The organism is Paraburkholderia sp. DHOC27, assembly GCF_003429005.1.
Classification (GTDB): domain Bacteria; phylum Pseudomonadota; class Gammaproteobacteria; order Burkholderiales; family Burkholderiaceae; genus Paraburkholderia.
Genome location: NZ_QVQV01000009.1, coordinates 172,926 through 191,606, shown reverse-complemented (window position 1 = coordinate 191,606; position 18,681 = coordinate 172,926). Strand labels below are relative to the sequence as shown.

Here is an 18,681-nt window from a genome sequence, read left to right as displayed (position 1 = left end):
CTTCATTTTGGCTGGTCCGCGTGAGCGACGAGCTGGCGCGCGACCTCGGCGAGCTTGACGCCCTGGTTCATCGCCCGCTTGCGCAGCGTCGCATACGCGGTGTGTTCGGGCATGTTCTGCTGGTCCATCAGCAGCCGCTTGGCCCGGTCGATCAGTTTGCGCTCGGCCAGTTCGTTCTCCACCTGGGCAAGCCGTTCGCGCAGTTGCGCCTCCTGCGCAAAGCGCGCGAGCGCCACCTCGAGAATCGGCGCGAGCCGTCCGGTGTCGAGTCCTTCGACCAGATACGCCGTCACGCCCGCGCCGACCGCGTCACGAATCAGTTGCTGGTTGGCGTCGTTGCTGAACATCAGGACCGGGCGCGGCGCGGTGGCGTTCATCACCGCCAGTTGTTCGAGCGTATCGCGAGACGGCGATTCAGTGTCGATGATGATGACATCGGGCCGCTCGCTTTGGACCATCTGATGCAGCGCCTGCGACGTGGCCGTGCCGGTCAGCGTGTCGTAGCCGAGCCGCGCGAGCGCGTCGCGCAGATCGCCTATGGGCTTGTCGGTGTCGGTGACGAGTAAAACGCGCAGCATGGTTGGGCCGTGTCGACGGCGTGAAGGGTCCGTTGTGGGTTTGACCGGGCAGGTTGGGACCTTGACAGGCGGCACGGATGCGTGACGACGCAATGCGCCGTGGAATAGCGCATGCGGGATGTTAAGCAACCTGTATGCCATTTGAGCCAATCGCGCGTAAGGCGTTGTCTGCAAAGGCTTTTCGCGCCGGTATGCGGCGCGGGCCATGCACCTCGACGGTGCGCGAAAGGGCGGTGCATCGTGGGGGCACTGAACTGGCGCGGGCGGTGGGGCAGACGAGTGTCACGACGGATGCTGTTCGCAAGGCGGGCGCTTCGGCGCCCGCCCCGCGGCGCCCCGTTGCCGCTACCGGCCCGACACCCCCATCGCGCGCGCATAGCTGCGCGGCGAAAACACGCCGGTCAGCGCGATCATCGCCGAGATGCTCACGGCCAGCATGATCCACGCAGCGGTGAAGGTGCCGGTGGCGTCGCGGACGAGTCCCGCGACGATGGGCGCAATGGCCGCGATGATGAAGCCGACGCCCTGGGTGAACGCAGCGAGTCGAGCCGCGACGCCGGGGTGTTCGGCGTGATCGAGCGCGGTCACGAGCGTCACCGAGAAGGTGCCACCCAGTCCCGCGCCGGCGCACGCCACCCACAGCAACGGCGCGGCCAGCGGCCATGCCGTCAGGCCCACCACGCCGACCAGTTGCGCGCTCAGTCCCAGCACGAGCCACGGCCGGCGGTCGCGAAACGACGCCGCAGCCAGCGGCAGCAGCAATGCCGCTGCCGCCTGAAATACCGTCATGGCGGCGAGCAGCGACCCGCTCTGGGCAATGCTCGCGCCGTGCTGCTGGTAGTACGCGGGCAGCCAGGCCACGAGACTCGTATAGCCGCCGTTGACGAGACCGAAATGCACGCCCAGCGCCCACGCGCGGCGCTTCCGCCACATGGGACCGCCTGCGCTGACATGCGCGGCGCTGCCGGCGTCGGCGGTGTTCGTGGGCGTGCGACGATGCAACGCCAGCCATGCCGTGAATGCCAGCAGCGCGGGCAGCGCCCACATCGCCAGCGCCGTGTGCCAGTTGCCGCTGAGCTTCGCGATCCACGGGCTGAGACTCGCGCCGAGACCGCCGCCGCCCATGATGGACGCCGAAAACACGCCCATCGCCAGTGGCACGCGGGCGTGGAAGCGCTGCTTCAGCACGCCCGGCAACAGCGCCTGGATCGCCGCGACGCCCACGCCGGCGAGCGCGGCGGTCAACAGCAACGCGGCGCCGCTCCCTGCCACCCAGCGCGCCCCGCAGGCCAGCGCGATGGCGAGCAGCCCAAGGGCGATGCCACGCATCTGCCCAGGCCAGCGCGTCAGGGCGCCCGCCACGAAAGCCCCGACGCCCATGACGACGACCGGCAGACTCGTCAGCAGCGATGCGCCGTAAAAGCTCAAGCCTGTGGCGGCACGGACGGTGGCCATCAGCGGGCTGATCGAGGTGAGGAGCGGCCGCAGGTTGATGCCGATCGCGACGATCACGCCGAGCCAGACGAGATCCGGCCAGCCAAGGCCGGCTTTGGCCGGCTGGGCGGCGCGGACGGGTGGCTGGGCGGTACGGGAAGAAGACGGGGTCATGGTGGATGGTTCGATAGATCGCGACAACAGGCGGCATTGGCTTGGCGCAACGCCGGGCAGCAGGCGCTTCGGCACGCGTCGGCGAGACCCGAAAGCAGTCTCAAAGGCAGTCTCAAAGTGCTTGTCGTCAGTATTTTGGTTAACCATAATAACGCTTTATGGTTAACCATTTTCGTTAACTCCGGGATTTGGTGCAGCTTGCGCGCTGGAAAGGCGCCCGCACGTCAGCCATGCTGCGCGGCCACGTCCACGTCCAAGTCCAAGTCCAAGTCCAAGTCCAAGTCCAAGTCCAAGTCCAAGTCCAAGTCCAAGTCCAAGTCCAAGTCCAAGTCCAAGTCCAAGTCCCGGGATTCGATCCCAGGCTTCTTTGAACAAGCACTCATGCCCACCCGAAATGCAGGTTCCCGTCGCCGCAGCACGCGCATCGCGCCGGCCACCGCCCCGGATGCGCCCGAGCACTCGTCCCCGGACGACGGCGCCGCCAGCGTCGAGGAGCGCATTTACGCAACGATTACTTCGGCGCTGTTGCAGGGTCGCTTGCGGCCCGGCGCGCAACTGGTCGAGCGCGATCTTGCTGCCACTTTCGGCTGTACGCGCGGCGCGCTGCGCAAGGTGCTGGCGCGTCTCGGTTTCGAAGGCAAGCTGGTATTGCAGGCCAATCGCGGCGCGTTCGTGCCGTCGCCTTCCGAGGACGATATCCGCGAGGTCTATCGGGCGAGGCAGATCGTGGAGGGCGGCATCATCGTCGCGCTGTGCGGCGCGCTGGGTGCGCAACACAAGCGCCGCTTGCGCGCGCATGTGCGCGACGAGCAAAAGGCCCAGCGTGACGGCCGGATCGACGACGCGGTGCGGCTAGCCGGCCAGTTCCACGTGTTGCTGACCGAACTGGCCGCGGGCAGGGACGGCGGCGGGTCGGAACTGCACGGCCTGGTGGTGCAGCTGGTCGGCAAGACGGAGTTGTATAAGGCGCTCTTCGATCCGTCGAAAGGATCGACGTGTTCTGCGGACGAGCATGGCGCGATCATCGAAGCACTTGAGGCTGGCGACCTGACGCGCGCGCTGGGCGTCATGCGCGAGCATCTGACGGAACTCGAAGAGCGCGTGATCCGGCAAGTGCGTGTCAATAGCGGACGCGATCTCGGTGCGGTGTTTGGGGACTAGCGGAAGGGAGGCGGGAGGAACGAGCCTTGGCAACGCATCAGCAGGCGTTGAAAGCGAACGCGTGTCAAACGAAGCGTGGCAAAGAAAGCGTGCAAGAAAAAACCCGCTACGCAAGCCCGCAGAGGGCAGAGGGCAAAACAGCAGGGTGAAGAAATCCCGCTGCGCGCCGCTCTGGCGATATTTCAGCCGGAGAAGGCGCGCGAAAATCTACGCTAGCGGGTAGCGGCCGTCATTGGACGGCGAACGTCGGGCTCGAATCAGCGGCGACGGAATTGCGTGTTGCGGGCACCGCCGCCACCGGAGGCGCGCTCGTCCTTGTGACGGAAGTTGATCCGGCCTTTGGTCAGATCGTAGACCGACAGTTCGAGCGTCACGCGGTCACCCGCGAGAATACGGATATGGTTCTTGCGCATGCGTCCGGACGCATAAGCGCCGACCACGACGCCGTTATCGAGCGTCACGCGGTAACGGCTATCCGGAAGGACTTCGTCGACAATACCGTCAAGTTCAAGCAGTTCTTCTTTCGCCATGCATAACTCCTGGTCGATGGGATAAGGGGGCTTTGCCCAGCGGCAAAGCATGGAATGCGTCAGCGCGGCTAGCCGCGCGGCGCACCCACGAAAAATGGGACGATGCGGCGCGCGAGGCGCGCCTTGCGGAGATCGGCTTGCCGATCAAAGATCGGCGACCGACTGGCCGTCAACCCGGCCGTCGATCAATTGTTCGGCGTGCGCCATGCACGCGATACGGGCCTTGCCCGTGCCTTCGAACGGCCACAGATACGGCAGACGGAACACGCGGCCATCGGCCGACGGGTTGGCGCCGACACGGCAGATGCGCACCGACGCTTCGTAACCGGCGTCCGGATTGCGGCTGGTCGTGCCGTCAGCGGGGCGGCGCGGATAAACGAGCGGATGGATTTCGTAACCCTTGTAGGTCTTGACAACTGAATTCATGAAGCACTGGTCCTGTAATACGTGGCTGCCGTGTCACGCGTGTTACGCGCGGCACGGCAGGCCCGGCAGCGCAGCACCTTGGGGCGCGCCGCCATGAAAAAAGAGTGGCACAGGCCCGATGGCAGGGGCTTGAGCGCGGCCGCGCAGAATCGCGGATTCAAAGGAGAAGAAACGCGCTAATGTCGCGCGGACATCGGGCGCTGAAAAGCTGCACAACTCGCGACGGCGAATGCGTGCTGCGCATTACCGGAGTGACGGGATCGCCGACGGGCGGCGGTCGAACAGTCGGGGGCGGTGCGGGAGATACCAGATACTGCGGGTGATGCCGGGGTTGGCTGCGTAAATGCTAGATGCGGCAAAACACAGCTATTTCAATATGATGCACTAAATGGGCCAGATTGGATAGCAAAAACTGCCCCATGAGCCGGAGAGGCCCGCAATACGGCGCTTGTGGCGGAATTCTTATTTTGCGCGGATGCCGCGTGGGTATTGTCGGGACGCTGCCCGGTCAGCGCAGCCTGCTTACGACGAACGGCTGACTTCCGCGGTGCGTTTTTGCAGTTCGCGCGAGGCGGCGAGCGGAATCCGTGCATCGTCCCACCTGGTCAGCCATTCGACTTCTTTCGCCGTGAAGACCTGGCCGTAGTTGCGCAACGTGTACTGCAACGAATCGATGATGTGGTTGCGGATGATTTCGGGCGTGCCGCTGTCGTCCAGCACGGCGCGAAATGCTTCAAGCGTGGCCATCTGTTGCTCCGGGATAAAGAAGCTCCCGTTATCGCACGAAAAAATTCTGCTCGCCACGCGAACAAAAATGCAACGGTGTGCGGGCATGGCGTTTGAGCTTGCGCGGGTGCGCGCTGGTTCGTCTTAGTTCGCCAGGTTCGCCGCGGCTCACTCTGGCCCGCGTTGGTCCGCACCCGTCTGCCCCGGCCCGCTCCAGTCAATCAAAACGGCCCGGGCGGTAGGGATGCGCGTCCGTGAAGGGCGTCGCGCCCGTCATCAGTTCAGCGAGCAGACGGCCCGTCACCGGTCCGAGCGTGAGTCCGTGATGATTGTGGCCGAACGCGAACCACAGACCGGGGTGGCGCGACGCGGGCCCGATCACCGGCCGCATATCCGGCGTGCACGGACGCATGCCGAGCCACGGCGCGGGATCGAGACGTTCGCCAAGGCCAAAGAGCGGCCGCGCCAGCCGCTCCGCCCGTTCGAGCTGCACGCCGGTGGGCGGCGCGCCGCGTCGGGCCAGCTCGACGCCGGTGGTCAGGCGCAGCCGGCCGCCCTGCATCGGCGCGATCACGTAGCCCTGTTCGATATCGACGATCGGCACGCTCAGCAGCGTGCGCTCCGGCCGGTAGTGCATGTGATAGCCGCGTTTGCCGCGCAACGGGATGCGGTAGCCGAGCGGGCCGAAGACCGTGTCGGACCACACGCCCATTGCGACCACGACCTCCTTTGCGCTGATCCGCCCCACGGCGGTATCGACGCTCCAGACGCCGTGCTCGTGCCGCACGGTGGTGGCGTCGCCGCGCAGCAGCGTGCCGCCGTCCGCTTCGAAGAGGCGCGCATAGCCTTGTGTCAAGGCGCCAGGATTCGACACGGCTTTGGGATCGCGCCAGTGCAGACCGCCGCAGAAGCCGTCCGCCAACCCTGGTTGCTGCGCGCGCAGCGCGGCGCCATCCAGCGGGTCCATGCGCAGACCATGCTGACGCGCGGTGACTTGCGCCGCGGCGGCGGCGCGTGCAAACGCGGCTGGATCGTGGAAGCCCTCGATCCAGCCGCCGTCGTGCACCAGATCGCCGAGCCCGGCACGCGCGATGAGCGCGTCGTGCTCGCTCACGCTGCGGCCGATCAACGGCAGCATGTCGCGCGAGGCCGCGGCGAGCCGTTGCGGCGACGACTCCCACCAGTAGCGCGCGAGCCATCCGGCAAACGACGGCAACGCCTTGTAGTCCCAGTAGAGCGCGGTCGACTGGTTGCGCGCATAGGTGAGCAGGGTGCCGAGATTGCGCGGAAACGCGTACGGCACGATCGACGAGCGTTCGATCAACCCGGCGTTGCCAAAACTGGTTTCCTCGCCGGGCCCGCGCCGGTCGACCAGCGCGACCCGCCGGCCGCGATCCTGTAGATGCAGCGCGCAGGACACGCCAACGATGCCGGCTCCCAAAACGATCACGTCGAAATTCATGGTCCCCTGATCCGTTTGCGCTGCGTTCGAATGTGCTTATGGCGGCACGGCGCGCAGCGGCGCATGCGCCTGGGTGTGCAAGTTCACGTGCAAGTTCGCTTGCAAGTTCGCGTGAATCCGCGCGAGGCCCGCGAGCATGCAGCGATTACGCGCCCACCCATGAACCCGCTTCATACCCTCACTCGTGCCCCCGCATTGTCAGGGCTGCGCGAGTCCGAAGGCAACCTGCGCGCTGAAACTCGCGCGTGCCACGGACGCGGCCAATTCCACGGGGCATGAGGATAAAATACGGCCCGCACGCTCGTCGAGCGGCGGCTGGGCGAGTCCATCATCCCAGCTTCGCGCCTGACGCCGCGGCAAAACCCGCCTCCTCAAAGGTTGCTATTTTCGATGCGCAAATCGCGAGTCTCCCCCGTCAAGGATCTGCTGCTGACCCGCTACGCGCCGCTCGCGGATAGCATTGCCGCGCTGTTCTTCCCGTACGCCGAGGTGGTGATTCACGACCTGCACGCGCAGGCGGTGCTGTATCTGGCCAATAATCTGTCGAAGCGTGAAATTGGCGATGCTTCCACCGCCGACGAACTCGATCACGCCGCGCACGAGCATGGCAAGGGCACCTACGAAAAGCTCAATTGGGACGGCCGGCGCATGCGTTGCGTGAGCAACGTCCTGTTCGACGAAGCAGGCGAGCCGGCGGGCATGATGTGCATCAGTTTCAACATCGCGGTGTTCGAGGACGCGCGTGCGGCGCTCGATCTGTTCATCAAGGGCGCGGGCGTCGCTGCGCAGACGGAAGAATTGTTCCGCGATGACTGGCAGGACCGCATTCACACGTTTCTGCATGCGTGGTTGCGCGAGCGGCAACTGGGCCTGAATGGACTCACGCGCGAACATCGGCGCGAACTGGTCGAGGCGTTATACGAGGAGGGCGCGTTTCGCGGCAAGAGTTCGGCGGATTACGTGGCCGCCGTGCTCGGCATGGGTCGCGCGACCGTTTACAAGCATCTGAAGCAGTTGAAACAGAACAGCAAATGAGACCGGACCGAGAGGAGTTATCCGTGCGTTATCAGCATTACAAAGGCGGCATCTACGAACTGGTTTGCGAAGCCACGCTCGAATCGGACCCGAGCGTGACGATGATCGTCTACCGGGCCGCCAATGGTACGATCTGGACCCGTCCGGCGTCGGTGTTTTTCGAGCTGATCGAAGTAGAAGGCCGCAAGGTGCCGCGCTTCGCCCCCATCAACTGATACGGTTCGTTGCCCCTTGAAGGCAAACCGTGCTTGCGGAGGAAATCTGCATGCGTTTGTTGCTTGCCATCATCCTGCCGTGGCTCCAGTTCTTCACAATTGGACGCCCGTTCGCAGGCATTATCTGTCTGATCCTGCAGATCACGCTGATTGGCTGGATTCCGGCCGCCATCTGGTCGGTCTATGCGCTGAGCCAGTACAACACGGACAAGAAAATCGAACGGGCCTTCGGTTCGCGGCGGTAGCACCCGGTTGGGTGACATGAGCGGCTCGAGTGGTTCGTGTCGACCCCGGATCACGTTGAACCAGACTGATCCGGGCTAAACCAGGGTGACGGCACGGCGTTTGCTAATTCAGGCTACCTGATGCTAATAACGAGAATGACCATGCGCCCTGACCACACTGCCGACTACACCGCCTCCCCGTCATTGCTACCCCTGGCGCCGCCGACGCTCGACATCGACGCGAGCGTGGATGGAGGCCACGCCCAGACGCCGGCGCGCCCGCTTGCGCGCATCACGTTCTGTTTTGCGTGGCTGTTTGGTCTCGAAGCATTTCTGTCTGCCGGAGCGACCGACGAATTGCCGTCGCGCATGGACCGTGGAATTTGACCCTGGCACCTGACCCTGGCACCTGAGCCAGGGTCCCGGCAAAACCGCTTTGCAAAAACGCACCACCCTCAGCAGCTTTTACAATTTCCCGGCAGGCGAGAGTTCGAGCGCGTTGGCACGCGCCGCTCACTTCGTGTCCGTGAAATGGCCCGTGAGAGGATGAACGCGTCGTGCGAAGCCGATCAAGGCAAGCACGCCGATCGGCGAGAGGATAAAGAAAGCGAGCAACATAATCGCAGCGGCATGATGGAGTGAGCTGAGTTTAGCCTGCTGCTGGCAAGAGAAAATCCCCCGAAACGGCAACACACTGTTCATGTGGCCTGAATGAACGCCGCTTGCCTGCTTTCCGGGTTGCCTGCTCTCCATTCACACGCAACGTCTGACGAAAGCACTAGCGCAGGTTATAGCGGCTCCGCAAATCATTGATGATGGGCGCGGCCGCCGCCAGCGCCGCGTCGCGCACGTCAGCGTCTTTGCGGTCTCGATGCAGGTGGCTGATGTTCCAGTTGCAGCCGCTTTCGTCCTCCACTTCTTCGCGCAGTCCCGTAGGAATCCATCCCGCGGTGGCGGGGTTGGCGTCGAGCGCAGCCACCATGAGCGCGAACAGTTCGCGCTCAGTCTTCAGTTCTCGTTGCATGACGCTCTCCATTGACCGTGGCGCGGCATCCGCCGTGTGCGGCTGCGTCCGACGTGATGGCAGATGCTGGGCGGCCGATGCGTCAGGTGCACGCGCACCGCGTCAGCACATCAGCTTTCGATGGTGGCCGAGACCGGCGCGCGAAGCAATTGGCGCATACACGAGCTTTCGATCAGGAAAACGCCGCCTTACATCTGCTGGTTTTTCAAACTGACGAACAGAAGCTTGTGGAGCAGCATGAAACAGAGTCTTTTAACGATGACGGTTAATCTCGCGCGGAGAAACCGCTACATTGAAAAGGCGTGCTGGAACCCGGTACGCAGAGAGAGTTGAACCCCGGCGGCCCTCGGGCAACCGGGGACTTTTTTTGTTCAGCGCTCCGATAGTTTTCAGCGCTCGCGAAGGGTGTTGAGCATGCCGTGAACCGACTGGATTGAACGCACCCAAAATGCGCCAGATACACGAGGTGTTTACGCGCCGCTCTTCAGCAGACCTTCACGTCTTCGCCGACGCTTCGATCTCCAGCGCGTCCGGCACCTCGATCACCAGATCCGACTGCGCCACCGCCACACAGGGCAGGATGTAGCCTTCGGCTTTTTCCTCGCGTGAGAGCCCCGGCCAGTCGATCGTATAAGTGACGCTGCCTTTCACCAGCCGGCACATGCAGGTACGGCACGTACCATTGCGGCACGAGCGCGGCAGTCGCAGATTCGCAAAGCCGGCGGCTTCGAGCACGGTGAGCGAATCGGGGGCTTCGAAATCGCGGCCCAATGGTTCGACGCGCACCATAAAGGGAGAGGTGGTATTGGACATGCGGCAATGGATCGTTAGGCCGCCACGATAACCCAGACCCAGCGCCGCCGCGCAACTAGATCGCAGGGATCATGTCCCGCGCGATCCGGCGTGCGCCCGAACCGCGCCCAATCACACGAGGCTCGCTGCGGTGTCAATGCACGCGGCTCAGCCGCAGATAGCGGTACACCGTATTGCGGGCGACGCCCAGCTCACGGGCCGCAGCGGACACATTGCCGCCGTGGCGATCCAGCGTCTCGGCAATCAACGTGGTCTGCAATTCCTCCATACGGGCCGGCGCGGCGGGCGCTTCGGTTTTTTGCACACGGCCTGCATGGGCAGCAGTGGTGCCGTCGTCAAAGGCCTCCGCGTCGGGCGTCACCGCCTTGCGTTCGCTGAACGCCGTACGCGTTACCGCAACCGCTTCGGTGCAGTCGTGGAGAAAATCGTCCGGCAAATGTTCGACGTCGATTTCCGCTTCGCCCTCGGCCATGATGCCGGCCGTCCGCAGCACGTTGGCCAGTTGCCGCAGGTTGCCGGGCCAGCGTGAATGCCTGAAGTGGGCCAGCACCGCAGCCGAGACACGTGCGGGCACGCGTTCCGTTTCGCCGTGCAGCTTCAATATCCGCGCCACCAGTTCGGGCAAATCGGTCCGCTCGGCCAGTGGCGGCAGGGTGACGGCGAGCCCGTTGATGCGGTAGTAGAGATCCTCGCGGAAGGTACCCGCTTCGATCATTTCGCGCAGGTTGCGGTGGGTCGCGCAGACCACCCGCACGTCCACCGGAATCGCTCGCGTGCTGCCGAGCGGCGCAACGGTGCGCTCCTGCAGCACGCGCATGAGCCGCACCTGCTGGGCGAGCGGCATGTCGCCGATTTCATCGAGGAACAGCGTGCCGCCATCGGCCTGGACGATCTTGCCGACGTTGCCGCGTTTCTTCGCGCCGGTAAACGCGCCATCCTCGTAGCCGAACAGTTCGGCTTCGATCAGCGTATCGGGCAACGACGCGCAATTAACGGCAACGAACGGCGCCGTGGCACGCGGTGAAGCGTGATGGATCGCACGGGCCAGCCATTCCTTGCCGGTGCCGGTTTTGCCGAGCACCAGAATCGGGATGTCGCGGCCGCGCACTTTTTCGACCCGCCGCAGGATGGCGGCCATTTGCGCGTCGCCGGTGTCGAGCGAGGCGAGCGTGACCGGTTCGGCAGCGCGGTCCGCGCTTTGGACGACAGACGGGCTGCCCGCGCCGGGCGAACGCATCACCTGACGCGCCGCATGCACCTCGCGCGGCGCGGCGAATTCGCCGCGCGCAATCACGCGCACGCCGCTCGGCAGCGTCAGGGTGGTGGATTCGCCGGGTGTGCACAGCGTCTGCTGCAGGATGGCGGCAAACGATCCGCCAAACAGCGCTTCAAACGACTGCCGCTGCAACGCCTCAAGCGGCTGGCCGAGCTGGAACAGACCGCTGCGATTGGCCGACAGCAGCGAGCCGTCGGGCGCGAAAGCAGCGAGTCCTTCAAACAGGGTGCCGATGAATTCGGCACGCGCATGAAAATGGATTCGCACCGCCTCGGCGAAATGATTGGAGAACAGATGATTCTCGATCATCAGCGCGGACATGCGCACCAGCGCCAGCGTATGGCGGTTGAAACCGCGCGTGTCGCCGCTGACGTCGAGCGCGCCGATGGTGCGTCCAAGCGGATCGGCAATGGGTGCGCACGAGCAGGTGAGAATGCGGTTGGCGTGCAGAAAGTGCTCGCCGGCATGCACGACGGTGGGTTGACCGTCCACGAGTGCGGTGCCGATCGCGTTGGTGCCGCGATCCGACTCGGCCCACGAGACGCCGGGGCACAGTGCCACGCGATTGGCCTTGGCGACGAAATCGCTGTCGCCGAGGCTGTGCAGGATCACGCCGCGATTGTCGGTGAGCAGCACCATGCTCTGGGTATCGACGATCTGCGCGTGCAGCGTTTCCATCACCGGCAACGCGTGCGTATAGAGCGAATGATTACGGTCGACGAGATCGCGCAGCGCCGCCTCGCGCAGCGGATTGAAGTCAGGCGTTTCCGAGGCGCGCAAGCCGACCTGCTGCGAGCGCGCGTGCGCCTGTGCGATCAGTTCCGGCTGCGCGGCGAGAGGCCGGCCAGTCAGCGATACCACGGGTGACGCAAGGGGCTGCCCCGAATGATGGGTCATTGCTCGTCTCCGTCAGGATCTCGACACAGTGGGTGCATGGCCCGCCCGTTGTCATTCTGCAGTGCAACATAAGTGTGCACGCTGGTTTTATCTTACAGGATCGCGCCACAGGACCGCGATTGGTGCAATTCGCGATGTCATTCGTGCCGCCATTCACGCGCGCTCAAGGAAAACTTGCGGAGTGGCCGAACTCGTCTAAAGTGAATCAAATCAGCCGCGCGCAGCGTGTTTGTCACATTCGCGTGGTTGGCATAGTCCGCGCCTCGACAAGGAAGGAGGCCGTTGAAAAACAGGCGTGCGCGGGCCCGATCGATCCACCGTCAAACCAAGGTGATTTCCATGCAGATCATTTTCCCGAACGAAACCCCCGCCTATTCGGGGCGCGAACTCACCCTGGCATTTCCGGCAATGGTCGATGGCGAAAGGGTGGAATGCATGATCACCGCCGAGGCTCTGGAAGACCACTACGGCGCGGCGTCGTACCGGCTGGAAGACATGATCGGCGCGTTTGCCGCGCATCGGGCGCGCATCGAGGCGGCCACCCGGCGTCTGCTTTCGGAAACCAGCGCGCAATGTCTGGTGTTGCGCAGCGGCTATGTGCGCTTCTATGAAGCGAACTGGCGCAACTGAAAACGACGCAGATAATTCAGGGTAACTAAGTAAAACTGCGTGTGGCCTGGAGTGGCGAATCAGGGCGCACGCGGTGGCACATTCGTGCGCTCTCGATGAGCGCGCCGCCATGACGATCCTCCGTCACGTTCCGGCGCGCTCGCACATCATCCGGTTCTGGCTTCGATCTTATTCCGCGCCGAGGTAGAAGTAGCGGAACAGGAACACGGCGGCGATGATCCACACCACCAGTTTCACCTGACGTGCGCGGCCGGTCAGCAGCTTGAGTCCAGCGTACGAAATGAAGCCGAACGCCACACCGTTGGCGATCGAATAGGTGAACGGCATCAACAACGCGGTGAGGGCGGCGGGCACGACTTCCGTGGCGTCGTCCCACGGCAGGTCCACCAGTTCACGCAGCATCAGACACGACACGTAGAGCAGCGCCGGAGCCGTCGCGTAGCCCGGCACGACGCCTGCCAGCGGCGCGAAGAACAACGACGCCAGAAACAGGATCGCCACGGTGATGGCCGTCACCCCCGTGCGGCCCCCGGCCTGCACGCCCGACGCGCTTTCGATGTAAGCCGTGGTCGACGAGGTGCCTAGCAGCGAGCCGGCCAGGATGGCGGTGCTGTCCGCGAGCAGCGCCTTGTTCAGACGGTGCATCTTGCCTTCCACCAGCAGACCCGCGCGATTCGCGACGCCCATCAGCGTACCGGTCGCATCGAACAGTTCGACGAGGAAGAACACCAGGATCACGTTGAGCACACCCGCCGACAGCGCGGCGCGGATGTCCAGATGGAACAGCGTGGCGTCGATGGACGGCGGCGCCGAGACGATGCCGTGAAACTGGTTGCCGCCGAAGAAAAAGCTCAGGATGGTCACGCCCACGATCCCAAGCAGAATCGCGCCGCGCACGCGTAGCACGTCGAGCGTGACGATGGCGAAGAAGCCGATCGTCGCGAGGATCACGTGCGGGTCGTGCAGATTGCCGAGCGTCACCAGGGTGGCCGGATTGCCGGTCACGACGCCCGCCGTCTTGAGCGAAATGATGGCGAGAAAGAGGCCGATACCGGCGGTGATGGCAATCCGGATCGAATGCGGTATGCCGTTGACGATCACCTCGCGCACCCGGAACAGCGTGACGATCATGAACAGACACCCGGAGATGAACACGGCGCCGAGCGCCGCCTGCCACGTAAAGCCCATGCCTTTGACGACCGTGTAGGCGAAATAGGCGTTCAGGCCCATGCCCGGCGCGCAGGCAATCGGATAGTTCGCGTACAGGCCCATGATGAGCGAACCGAGCGCGGCCACGATGCAGGTTGCAACGAACACGGCGTCCTTGGGGATGCCTGCGTCGCCGAGAATCGCCGGATTCACGAAGATGATGTAGGCCATCGTCAGGAAGGTGGTCAGGCCGGCCAGCAGCTCAGTGCGCAGGTTGGTGCCGGCTTCGTCGAAGCCGAAGTATCGTTTTACGAAGTCCATGGAGCGAGTCTCGGTCGTAGTGACGTTGTTTGTTGTGAGTGATTGAAAGGCGCGCGTATTTCGTATCGCGGCACGCCCTGGCGCAACGCTACGGGCGGATTGTAGTCAACGATCGCCATGAAAGGCGCGTGATTACAGTGCCGGCGTGGAGCAGATGCAACAGTCGGTGCGTTTTTTCGTGCGCCGCCGGGTCGGGAGCGCATGTGAACGGGCCGATCCCGCACCGCGCCCGGCATGTGGTGTCGAAGGGGCGTGATGATACCGCGCCGGCGCCGCGGCGCACTAAATCACACCGACATGACGGCAGGGACGCCGTGGACCCTGGCGTCCTCAGGAAAGCGGACGCGCGCACCCGATCACGCGGCGCGGCTGCGCGAGCGTTGCGCTACGCCGCAGGCCGGCCCGGCGACGCGCACCCCGTACGACCTGCGTCACCCGCCGGGCTACCGCCCGCAGTCGCCGGTCTGGCCGGCGGCCACCCGCTGTTGCCAGACGATGCGGGACGCGTCCAGCGCATTTTGCGGATAGTTGAGCCAGTCGAGCGGGTCGTAACCGGCGGCGCGCCATTGCGTGAGGTCGGTCATGACCTCGGCGCGCGTCTTCGGCGTGTTGGCGTTGCAGCCAGCCGGCGAGGCGTCGGCAAACGCCGCCGTCACGCATCCCGCGCCGAGAAACGCGCCCACCACTGCGCCCGCCAGCGCGCAAGAAAAGGTCTTCATGTCAGGCTCCCGTGGAGCAAGTCGTGCAAGCATCGCTCAGCGAGGTTCGCACGGTCACACTCAGTATGGGACGACACTGCTAACGCAACGTTGCGCGCGACGACGTCCCGTCCGCCGCAAACTTCAATCCGGGCATGACCCCGAGGTCTACCGCATGCGCCGCCGCGCACCTCACGACACCGATGGCTTGCCCAGCCGGTCCAGCACGGCGTTGAGCAGATCGATGGGCAACGGAAACACGATGGTCGAGTTTTTATCCGCGGCGATCGTCGTGAGGGTCTGCAGATAACGCAACTGCATGGCCTGCGGCTGCCGCGCGAGGGTTTGCGCGGCCTCCAGCAAGTGCTGCGAAGCCTGCAATTCGCCTTCCGCGTGAATCACCTTGGCGCGCCGCTCGCGTTCCGCTTCGGCTTGCCGCGCAATGGCGCGGATCATCGTTTCATTGATATCCACGTGCTTGATTTCGACGATCGCTACCTTGATACCCCAGGCATCGGTCTGCGCGTCGAGCACCTTCTGGATATCCGCGTTGAGCTGTTCGCGGGCGGACAGCAGATCGTCCAGTTCGTGTTTGCCGAGCACCGCGCGCAAGGTGGTCTGGGCGAGCTGGCTGGTGGCTTCGAAATATTTCGCTACCTGGATCACGGCCCGCTCCGGTTCGACAATGCGGAAATACACCACGGCGTTGACCTTGACGGAGACGTTGTCGCGCGTAATCACGTCCTGCGGCGGCACGTCGAACACGACGGTGCGCAGATCCATGCGCACGGCCTGCTGCACGATCGGCAGGATGAACACGAGGCCTGGTCCCTTGACCTTCCAGAAGCGCCCGAGCATGAATACGACGCCGCGTTCGTACTCGCGGAAGATGCGGATCGACGACACGATCAGCACGGCGATCAGTACGATCAGGATGCTGCCAAAACCGAATGTGAAACCCATCATGAAGCTTCTCCCCGAGTGGGTGGTTACGGTGTAGTGCGATCGGCGCGGACCACGGTCAGCGTGAGGCCCCGGCGTGCCGTGACGCGCACCGTGTGACCAGGCGCGAGCGGCTCGCTGCTCGTGACCTGCCAGCGCTCGCCATGCACGCGGGCCCAGCCCATCCCCACGCCTGACCCGCTGACCGCGCCGCCTGGGTCCGCCTCCGTGCTGCCGGACGTGCTGCCCGAGGTGCCGCTGGACGTGGACAGGCCGTCGTCGAGCACCACGCCGAGGCTGCCGATCAGCGCCTCCGACCCGGTAACGACCGGCCGCCGGCGGGCGCGTAACGCCACGCTCGATACCGTGAAAATGAACAGCGCGCTAAACGCCGCGACTGCTGCGATGGTCGGCAGGGGAATGCCATAGCCGGGCACGTCGGTGTCGATCAACATCAGCGCGCCCACCACGAACGCGACGATGCCGCCGAAGCCCAGCGTGCCAAAGGTGGGCAAGAACGCTTCGCCGATCAGGAATGCCAGCCCCAGAAAAATCAGTGCGAGACCCACGTAGTTGATGGGCAGCATCTGCATGGCGAACAGACCCAGCAGCAGGCTGATCGCGCCCACCACGCCGGGCAGCATGAAACCGGGGTTGGCGAATTCGAAGAACAGCCCGTACATGCCGATCATCAGCAGGATCAAGGCCACGTTGGGGTCGGTGATGACGGCGAGGAAACGGCTGCGCCAGTCGGCCTCCAGCGTGACGACCGGGGCATGCGCGGTGTGCAACGGCTGCGCGCCCGCCGCGGTATTGACCGTGCGGCCATCGAGCTGATGCAGCAGGTCGGGGATGTCGCGCGCGCTCAGGTCGATCACATGCAGGGCGAGCGCTTCATCCACGGAAAGGCTCACGGCTTCGCGTACCGCCCGTTCGGCCCAGTCGGCGTTACGGCCGCGCAGTTGCGCGAGGCCGCGGATATACGCGGCGGCGTCGTGCACCTGCTTGCGGGTTTCGGTGGAGGAGGTGTCGAGCGGGAGCGCGGCGGTTTTGCGAGCGCCCGCCGTGTCGGGCGACCCCGGCCCGTTCTGCCCCGCGGGCAGTGCGCCGCCCATGCCCATCTGGATGGGTGTCGCCGCGCCGAGATTGGTGCCGGGCGCCATCGCCGCCAGATGGCTGGCGTAGACGATATAGGTGCCGGCGCTCGCGGCCCGCGCGCCGCTCGGCGCTACGTAGGCCGCCACAGGCACCGGCGAGGCCAGAATCGCCTTGATGATCTGTCGCATGGCGGTGTCGAGGCCGCCGGGGGTATCCAGCTGCAGGACGGCCAACTGCGCGTGCTCCTGCGCGGCGCGCTGCAAGCTGCGCACGATGAAGTCAGCACTGGCCGGACCGATCGCACCGTTGACCGGAATCACGATCACGGGACGCGCGTCCGAGGGCGCCGCTGATGTCGCCGCTGAGGACGCCACTGCGACCGCCGCGGATGGTGCAGCCCGCACGGAGCCGAAAGGGGTAACGAGGCACAGCAGTAGTCCCAGCGCGGCAATGCCGCGCAGAAACCGGACCGCGAGGCCGCCGGCTTGCATGAAACGGCGGCGCGGACCAGACTGCCGGAACGGGAGAAGCGGTTGCGTTCTCATCGCTGACGGCCGACGCGCCAAAGCGACGGGTATCGCTAGGCGCGGGCCGGAAAAGACTGGCCTGACCCTGATAGCTTAGTCCGATTCCGGCGCGCGCGTGTACGCGGCTCGTGCACTGCGATAGTCGGTCGGCCGCATGCCGGTCCATTTACGAAAGGCCCGATGAAACGCGCTCGGTTCCGCAAAGCCGACGCGCGTGGCGATGTCCGCGATGCTGCGGCCGCTGTCCTGCAGTTCTCCAATGGCAATGTCGCGCCGCAGATCGTCCTTGATCGACTGGTAGGTGTGGCCTTCCTGCTTGAGATGGCGCCGCATGGTGGCCTCCGCGACATGCAGACGTTGCGCCATCTGATCGGCGGCGGGCCATCCGGCCATTGGCATGGCGCGCAGTATCCTGCGCACGCGCGCGGCCAGCGAACCGGCGTCGCGGTACTTGACGACGAAACTGCCGGGCGCATCGCGCAGGAACGGCTTAACGGACTGGGTGGTCTGGACCACCGGCAGCGTGAGAAACCCAGGCGAGAGATCCACATAGGACGACGGCTCGCCGAAGCGCAGCGCGTCGCAGAACATCAGCCGGTATTCGTGCGCAGCGGGCGGTTCGGCGCAGCTGAAGTTCGCCGCCAGCAACGGAATCCGGCGGCCCACCAGCCAGCAGAGCAGGCCGTACACGAGGATGAAATAGGTGGCGTAGGCGAACATCGTCGGCTGCGGGGTGCCCTCGCGATGCGTGAAGGTGAGGCGCACGCCGTGCGGCTCCACGGTATGCACCACGCTGAGGTCATCGAGCACGAGGCGCATGAAGCCGAGCGCGCGGTTGAGCGCCTGGGCGCCGGTGCGGGCCGTCAGCGCCATCTGCGTCATGGCGATAAAACTGCCGCAGCGCATGGGATGCGAGTCCTGGCCGAAGAATTCGTCATCGAGCGCGCGTGCGATGCCGGCCCACAACGCGCCATACTGAGCCGACGAGACGCGGCTCTTCGGCGCGGCCAGCATGGCAGGCACAATGCCGGCGGCGTCGACGAGCGGCCGCACGTCGACGCCGCGCGCCCGCGCCAGCGCGAGGGTCTCTTCAACGAGGCTGACGGAGATGGTGCCTTTGTCGTTTTTTGGGGGCATGGAGGTAGGTAAGCCCGGTGGGTCAGGGCAGAAAGCAGGGCAGTCAGGCGACGCGCGGGCTGGCAAACGCGCTCACTTCGTCAGACGCGAAGGCGTTCAGTCAGCCGGATTTTAGCCGCCCGCGTGTTGCCGGCTGCGTTAACATGGCAAATGCGCTCACGCAGAATGATCGGGCAGAGCATCGAAGCTGTCCAGCGGGTTGCC

At 64.8% G+C, this 18,681-nt stretch carries 20 protein-coding genes; 6 read left to right on the top strand and 14 right to left on the bottom strand.

The genetic code is table 11. The features are described 5' to 3' along the window. Nucleotides 1-2: 2 nt before the first annotated feature. Both D0B32_RS26795 and D0B32_RS26790 read right to left on the bottom strand, forming a co-directional pair. Nucleotides 3-578, bottom strand: coding sequence for an ANTAR domain-containing response regulator (locus D0B32_RS26795; protein WP_117337343.1), 576 nt, complete (start codon nucleotides 576-578; stop codon nucleotides 3-5). Between the two features lie 345 nt (nucleotides 579-923). Next, entirely contained in the window at nucleotides 924-2,186 is a 1,263-nt protein-coding gene (locus tag D0B32_RS26790) for a cyanate transporter (RefSeq protein ID WP_117337342.1), read from the bottom strand. Nucleotides 2,187-2,567: 381 nt separating this feature from the next. On the opposite strand from D0B32_RS26790, the gene D0B32_RS26785 reads away from it, so the two are divergent. Continuing rightward, the gene (locus tag D0B32_RS26785) at nucleotides 2,568-3,347 is read left to right on the top strand and encodes a GntR family transcriptional regulator (protein ID WP_117337341.1); all 780 of its coding nucleotides are present in this window, start codon (nucleotides 2,568-2,570) and stop codon (nucleotides 3,345-3,347) included. A 257-nt stretch (nucleotides 3,348-3,604) separates the two neighbouring features. Here D0B32_RS26785 and infA read toward each other — a convergent pair whose 3' ends face one another. The 4 genes from infA to D0B32_RS26765 all read right to left on the bottom strand — a co-directional run bounded on the left by infA (nucleotide 3,605) and on the right by D0B32_RS26765 (nucleotide 6,491). Further along, the gene (gene infA / locus D0B32_RS26780) at nucleotides 3,605-3,877 is read right to left on the bottom strand and encodes a translation initiation factor IF-1 (protein ID WP_042325066.1); all 273 of its coding nucleotides are present in this window, start codon (nucleotides 3,875-3,877) and stop codon (nucleotides 3,605-3,607) included. A gap of 144 nt (nucleotides 3,878-4,021) precedes the next feature. After that, nucleotides 4,022-4,303 (bottom strand): hypothetical protein, encoded by a 282-nt coding sequence (locus tag D0B32_RS26775; protein ID WP_117337340.1) that lies wholly within the window; start codon nucleotides 4,301-4,303, stop codon nucleotides 4,022-4,024. Between the two features lie 522 nt (nucleotides 4,304-4,825). Then, nucleotides 4,826-5,050, bottom strand: coding sequence for a hypothetical protein (locus D0B32_RS26770; RefSeq protein ID WP_117337339.1), 225 nt, complete (start codon nucleotides 5,048-5,050; stop codon nucleotides 4,826-4,828). 196 nt (nucleotides 5,051-5,246) lie between these two features. Beyond that, the gene (locus D0B32_RS26765; protein ID WP_117337338.1) at nucleotides 5,247-6,491 is read right to left on the bottom strand and encodes an FAD-binding oxidoreductase; all 1,245 of its coding nucleotides are present in this window, start codon (nucleotides 6,489-6,491) and stop codon (nucleotides 5,247-5,249) included. Nucleotides 6,492-6,818: 327 nt separating this feature from the next. On the opposite strand from D0B32_RS26765, the gene D0B32_RS26760 reads away from it, so the two are divergent. From D0B32_RS26760 to D0B32_RS26745, 4 genes are all read left to right on the top strand, one after another. Next, complete coding sequence (locus tag D0B32_RS26760) at nucleotides 6,819-7,526, top strand: transcriptional regulator (RefSeq protein ID WP_404935608.1); 708 nt, start codon at nucleotides 6,819-6,821, stop codon at nucleotides 7,524-7,526. After that, complete coding sequence (locus D0B32_RS26755; protein WP_117337336.1) at nucleotides 7,523-7,741, top strand: DUF1653 domain-containing protein; 219 nt, start codon at nucleotides 7,523-7,525, stop codon at nucleotides 7,739-7,741. The genes D0B32_RS26760 and D0B32_RS26755 overlap by 4 nt, the downstream gene beginning before the upstream one ends. Before the next feature lie 50 nt (nucleotides 7,742-7,791). Further along, the gene (locus D0B32_RS26750) at nucleotides 7,792-7,986 is read left to right on the top strand and encodes a YqaE/Pmp3 family membrane protein (protein ID WP_117337335.1); all 195 of its coding nucleotides are present in this window, start codon (nucleotides 7,792-7,794) and stop codon (nucleotides 7,984-7,986) included. 141 nt (nucleotides 7,987-8,127) lie between these two features. Next, a complete protein-coding gene (locus tag D0B32_RS26745; RefSeq protein ID WP_259295161.1) occupies nucleotides 8,128-8,352 on the top strand; it encodes a hypothetical protein in 225 nt (74 codons plus the stop codon). Nucleotides 8,353-8,743: 391 nt separating this feature from the next. On the opposite strand, the gene D0B32_RS26735 is transcribed toward D0B32_RS26745, so the two are convergent. From D0B32_RS26735 to D0B32_RS26720, 3 genes are all read right to left on the bottom strand, one after another. Beyond that, on the bottom strand, nucleotides 8,744-8,989 hold the full coding sequence (locus D0B32_RS26735; RefSeq protein WP_117337332.1) for a hypothetical protein: 246 nt from the start codon (nucleotides 8,987-8,989) through the stop codon (nucleotides 8,744-8,746). A gap of 495 nt (nucleotides 8,990-9,484) precedes the next feature. Further along, on the bottom strand, nucleotides 9,485-9,802 hold the full coding sequence (locus D0B32_RS26725; protein ID WP_117337330.1) for a 2Fe-2S iron-sulfur cluster-binding protein: 318 nt from the start codon (nucleotides 9,800-9,802) through the stop codon (nucleotides 9,485-9,487). Nucleotides 9,803-9,935: 133 nt separating this feature from the next. Further along, complete coding sequence (locus D0B32_RS26720) at nucleotides 9,936-11,975, bottom strand: sigma-54-dependent Fis family transcriptional regulator (protein ID WP_117337329.1); 2,040 nt, start codon at nucleotides 11,973-11,975, stop codon at nucleotides 9,936-9,938. Nucleotides 11,976-12,314: 339 nt separating this feature from the next. Between D0B32_RS26720 and D0B32_RS26715 the strand changes: the two genes are divergently transcribed. Then, nucleotides 12,315-12,605 (top strand): DUF1488 domain-containing protein, encoded by a 291-nt coding sequence (locus tag D0B32_RS26715; RefSeq protein ID WP_117337476.1) that lies wholly within the window; start codon nucleotides 12,315-12,317, stop codon nucleotides 12,603-12,605. A gap of 168 nt (nucleotides 12,606-12,773) precedes the next feature. On the opposite strand, the gene D0B32_RS26710 is transcribed toward D0B32_RS26715, so the two are convergent. The 5 genes from D0B32_RS26710 to D0B32_RS26690 form a co-directional block, all read right to left on the bottom strand. Then, nucleotides 12,774-14,075, bottom strand: coding sequence for an NCS2 family permease (locus tag D0B32_RS26710; protein WP_117337328.1), 1,302 nt, complete (start codon nucleotides 14,073-14,075; stop codon nucleotides 12,774-12,776). A 443-nt stretch (nucleotides 14,076-14,518) separates the two neighbouring features. Continuing rightward, nucleotides 14,519-14,794 carry a DUF4148 domain-containing protein gene (locus D0B32_RS26705; protein WP_117337327.1) on the bottom strand — a complete coding sequence of 92 codons (276 nt, stop codon included), beginning with the start codon at nucleotides 14,792-14,794 and terminating at the stop codon, nucleotides 14,519-14,521. A 171-nt stretch (nucleotides 14,795-14,965) separates the two neighbouring features. After that, a complete protein-coding gene (locus D0B32_RS26700) occupies nucleotides 14,966-15,739 on the bottom strand; it encodes a slipin family protein (RefSeq protein WP_117337326.1) in 774 nt (257 codons plus the stop codon). A gap of 23 nt (nucleotides 15,740-15,762) precedes the next feature. Continuing rightward, the gene (locus D0B32_RS26695; protein WP_117337325.1) at nucleotides 15,763-17,358 is read right to left on the bottom strand and encodes a nodulation protein NfeD; all 1,596 of its coding nucleotides are present in this window, start codon (nucleotides 17,356-17,358) and stop codon (nucleotides 15,763-15,765) included. A gap of 75 nt (nucleotides 17,359-17,433) precedes the next feature. Then, nucleotides 17,434-18,477: an AraC family transcriptional regulator gene (locus tag D0B32_RS26690; protein WP_117337324.1), complete on the bottom strand. Its 1,044-nt coding sequence runs from the start codon at nucleotides 18,475-18,477 to the stop codon at nucleotides 17,434-17,436. Nucleotides 18,478-18,681 lie beyond the last annotated feature (204 nt).

Bases quoted from the DNA above. Each gene is read 5' to 3' on its own strand.
- D0B32_RS26715 (WP_117337476.1), top strand. From the start codon at position 12,315: ATGCAGATCATTTTCCCGAACGAAACCCCCGCCTATTCGGGGCGCGAA.
- D0B32_RS26765 (WP_117337338.1), bottom strand. From the start codon at position 6,491: ATGAATTTCGACGTGATCGTTTTGGGAGCCGGCATCGTTGGCGTGTCC.
- D0B32_RS26790 (WP_117337342.1), bottom strand. From the start codon at position 2,186: ATGACCCCGTCTTCTTCCCGTACCGCCCAGCCACCCGTCCGCGCCGCC.
- D0B32_RS26720 (WP_117337329.1), bottom strand. From the start codon at position 11,975: ATGACCCATCATTCGGGGCAGCCCCTTGCGTCACCCGTGGTATCGCTG.
- D0B32_RS26700 (WP_117337326.1), bottom strand. From the start codon at position 15,739: ATGATGGGTTTCACATTCGGTTTTGGCAGCATCCTGATCGTACTGATC.
- D0B32_RS26755 (WP_117337336.1), top strand. From the start codon at position 7,523: ATGAGACCGGACCGAGAGGAGTTATCCGTGCGTTATCAGCATTACAAA.
- infA (WP_042325066.1), bottom strand. From the start codon at position 3,877: ATGGCGAAAGAAGAACTGCTTGAACTTGACGGTATTGTCGACGAAGTC.
- D0B32_RS26725 (WP_117337330.1), bottom strand. From the start codon at position 9,802: ATGTCCAATACCACCTCTCCCTTTATGGTGCGCGTCGAACCATTGGGC.
- D0B32_RS26710 (WP_117337328.1), bottom strand. From the start codon at position 14,075: ATGGACTTCGTAAAACGATACTTCGGCTTCGACGAAGCCGGCACCAAC.
- D0B32_RS26705 (WP_117337327.1), bottom strand. From the start codon at position 14,794: ATGAAGACCTTTTCTTGCGCGCTGGCGGGCGCAGTGGTGGGCGCGTTT.
- D0B32_RS26750 (WP_117337335.1), top strand. From the start codon at position 7,792: ATGCGTTTGTTGCTTGCCATCATCCTGCCGTGGCTCCAGTTCTTCACA.
- D0B32_RS26745 (WP_259295161.1), top strand. From the start codon at position 8,128: ATGCGCCCTGACCACACTGCCGACTACACCGCCTCCCCGTCATTGCTA.
- D0B32_RS26690 (WP_117337324.1), bottom strand. From the start codon at position 18,477: ATGCCCCCAAAAAACGACAAAGGCACCATCTCCGTCAGCCTCGTTGAA.
- D0B32_RS26775 (WP_117337340.1), bottom strand. From the start codon at position 4,303: ATGAATTCAGTTGTCAAGACCTACAAGGGTTACGAAATCCATCCGCTC.
- D0B32_RS26695 (WP_117337325.1), bottom strand. From the start codon at position 17,358: ATGAGAACGCAACCGCTTCTCCCGTTCCGGCAGTCTGGTCCGCGCCGC.
- D0B32_RS26735 (WP_117337332.1), bottom strand. From the start codon at position 8,989: ATGCAACGAGAACTGAAGACTGAGCGCGAACTGTTCGCGCTCATGGTG.
- D0B32_RS26795 (WP_117337343.1), bottom strand. From the start codon at position 578: ATGCTGCGCGTTTTACTCGTCACCGACACCGACAAGCCCATAGGCGAT.
- D0B32_RS26785 (WP_117337341.1), top strand. From the start codon at position 2,568: ATGCCCACCCGAAATGCAGGTTCCCGTCGCCGCAGCACGCGCATCGCG.
- D0B32_RS26770 (WP_117337339.1), bottom strand. From the start codon at position 5,050: ATGGCCACGCTTGAAGCATTTCGCGCCGTGCTGGACGACAGCGGCACG.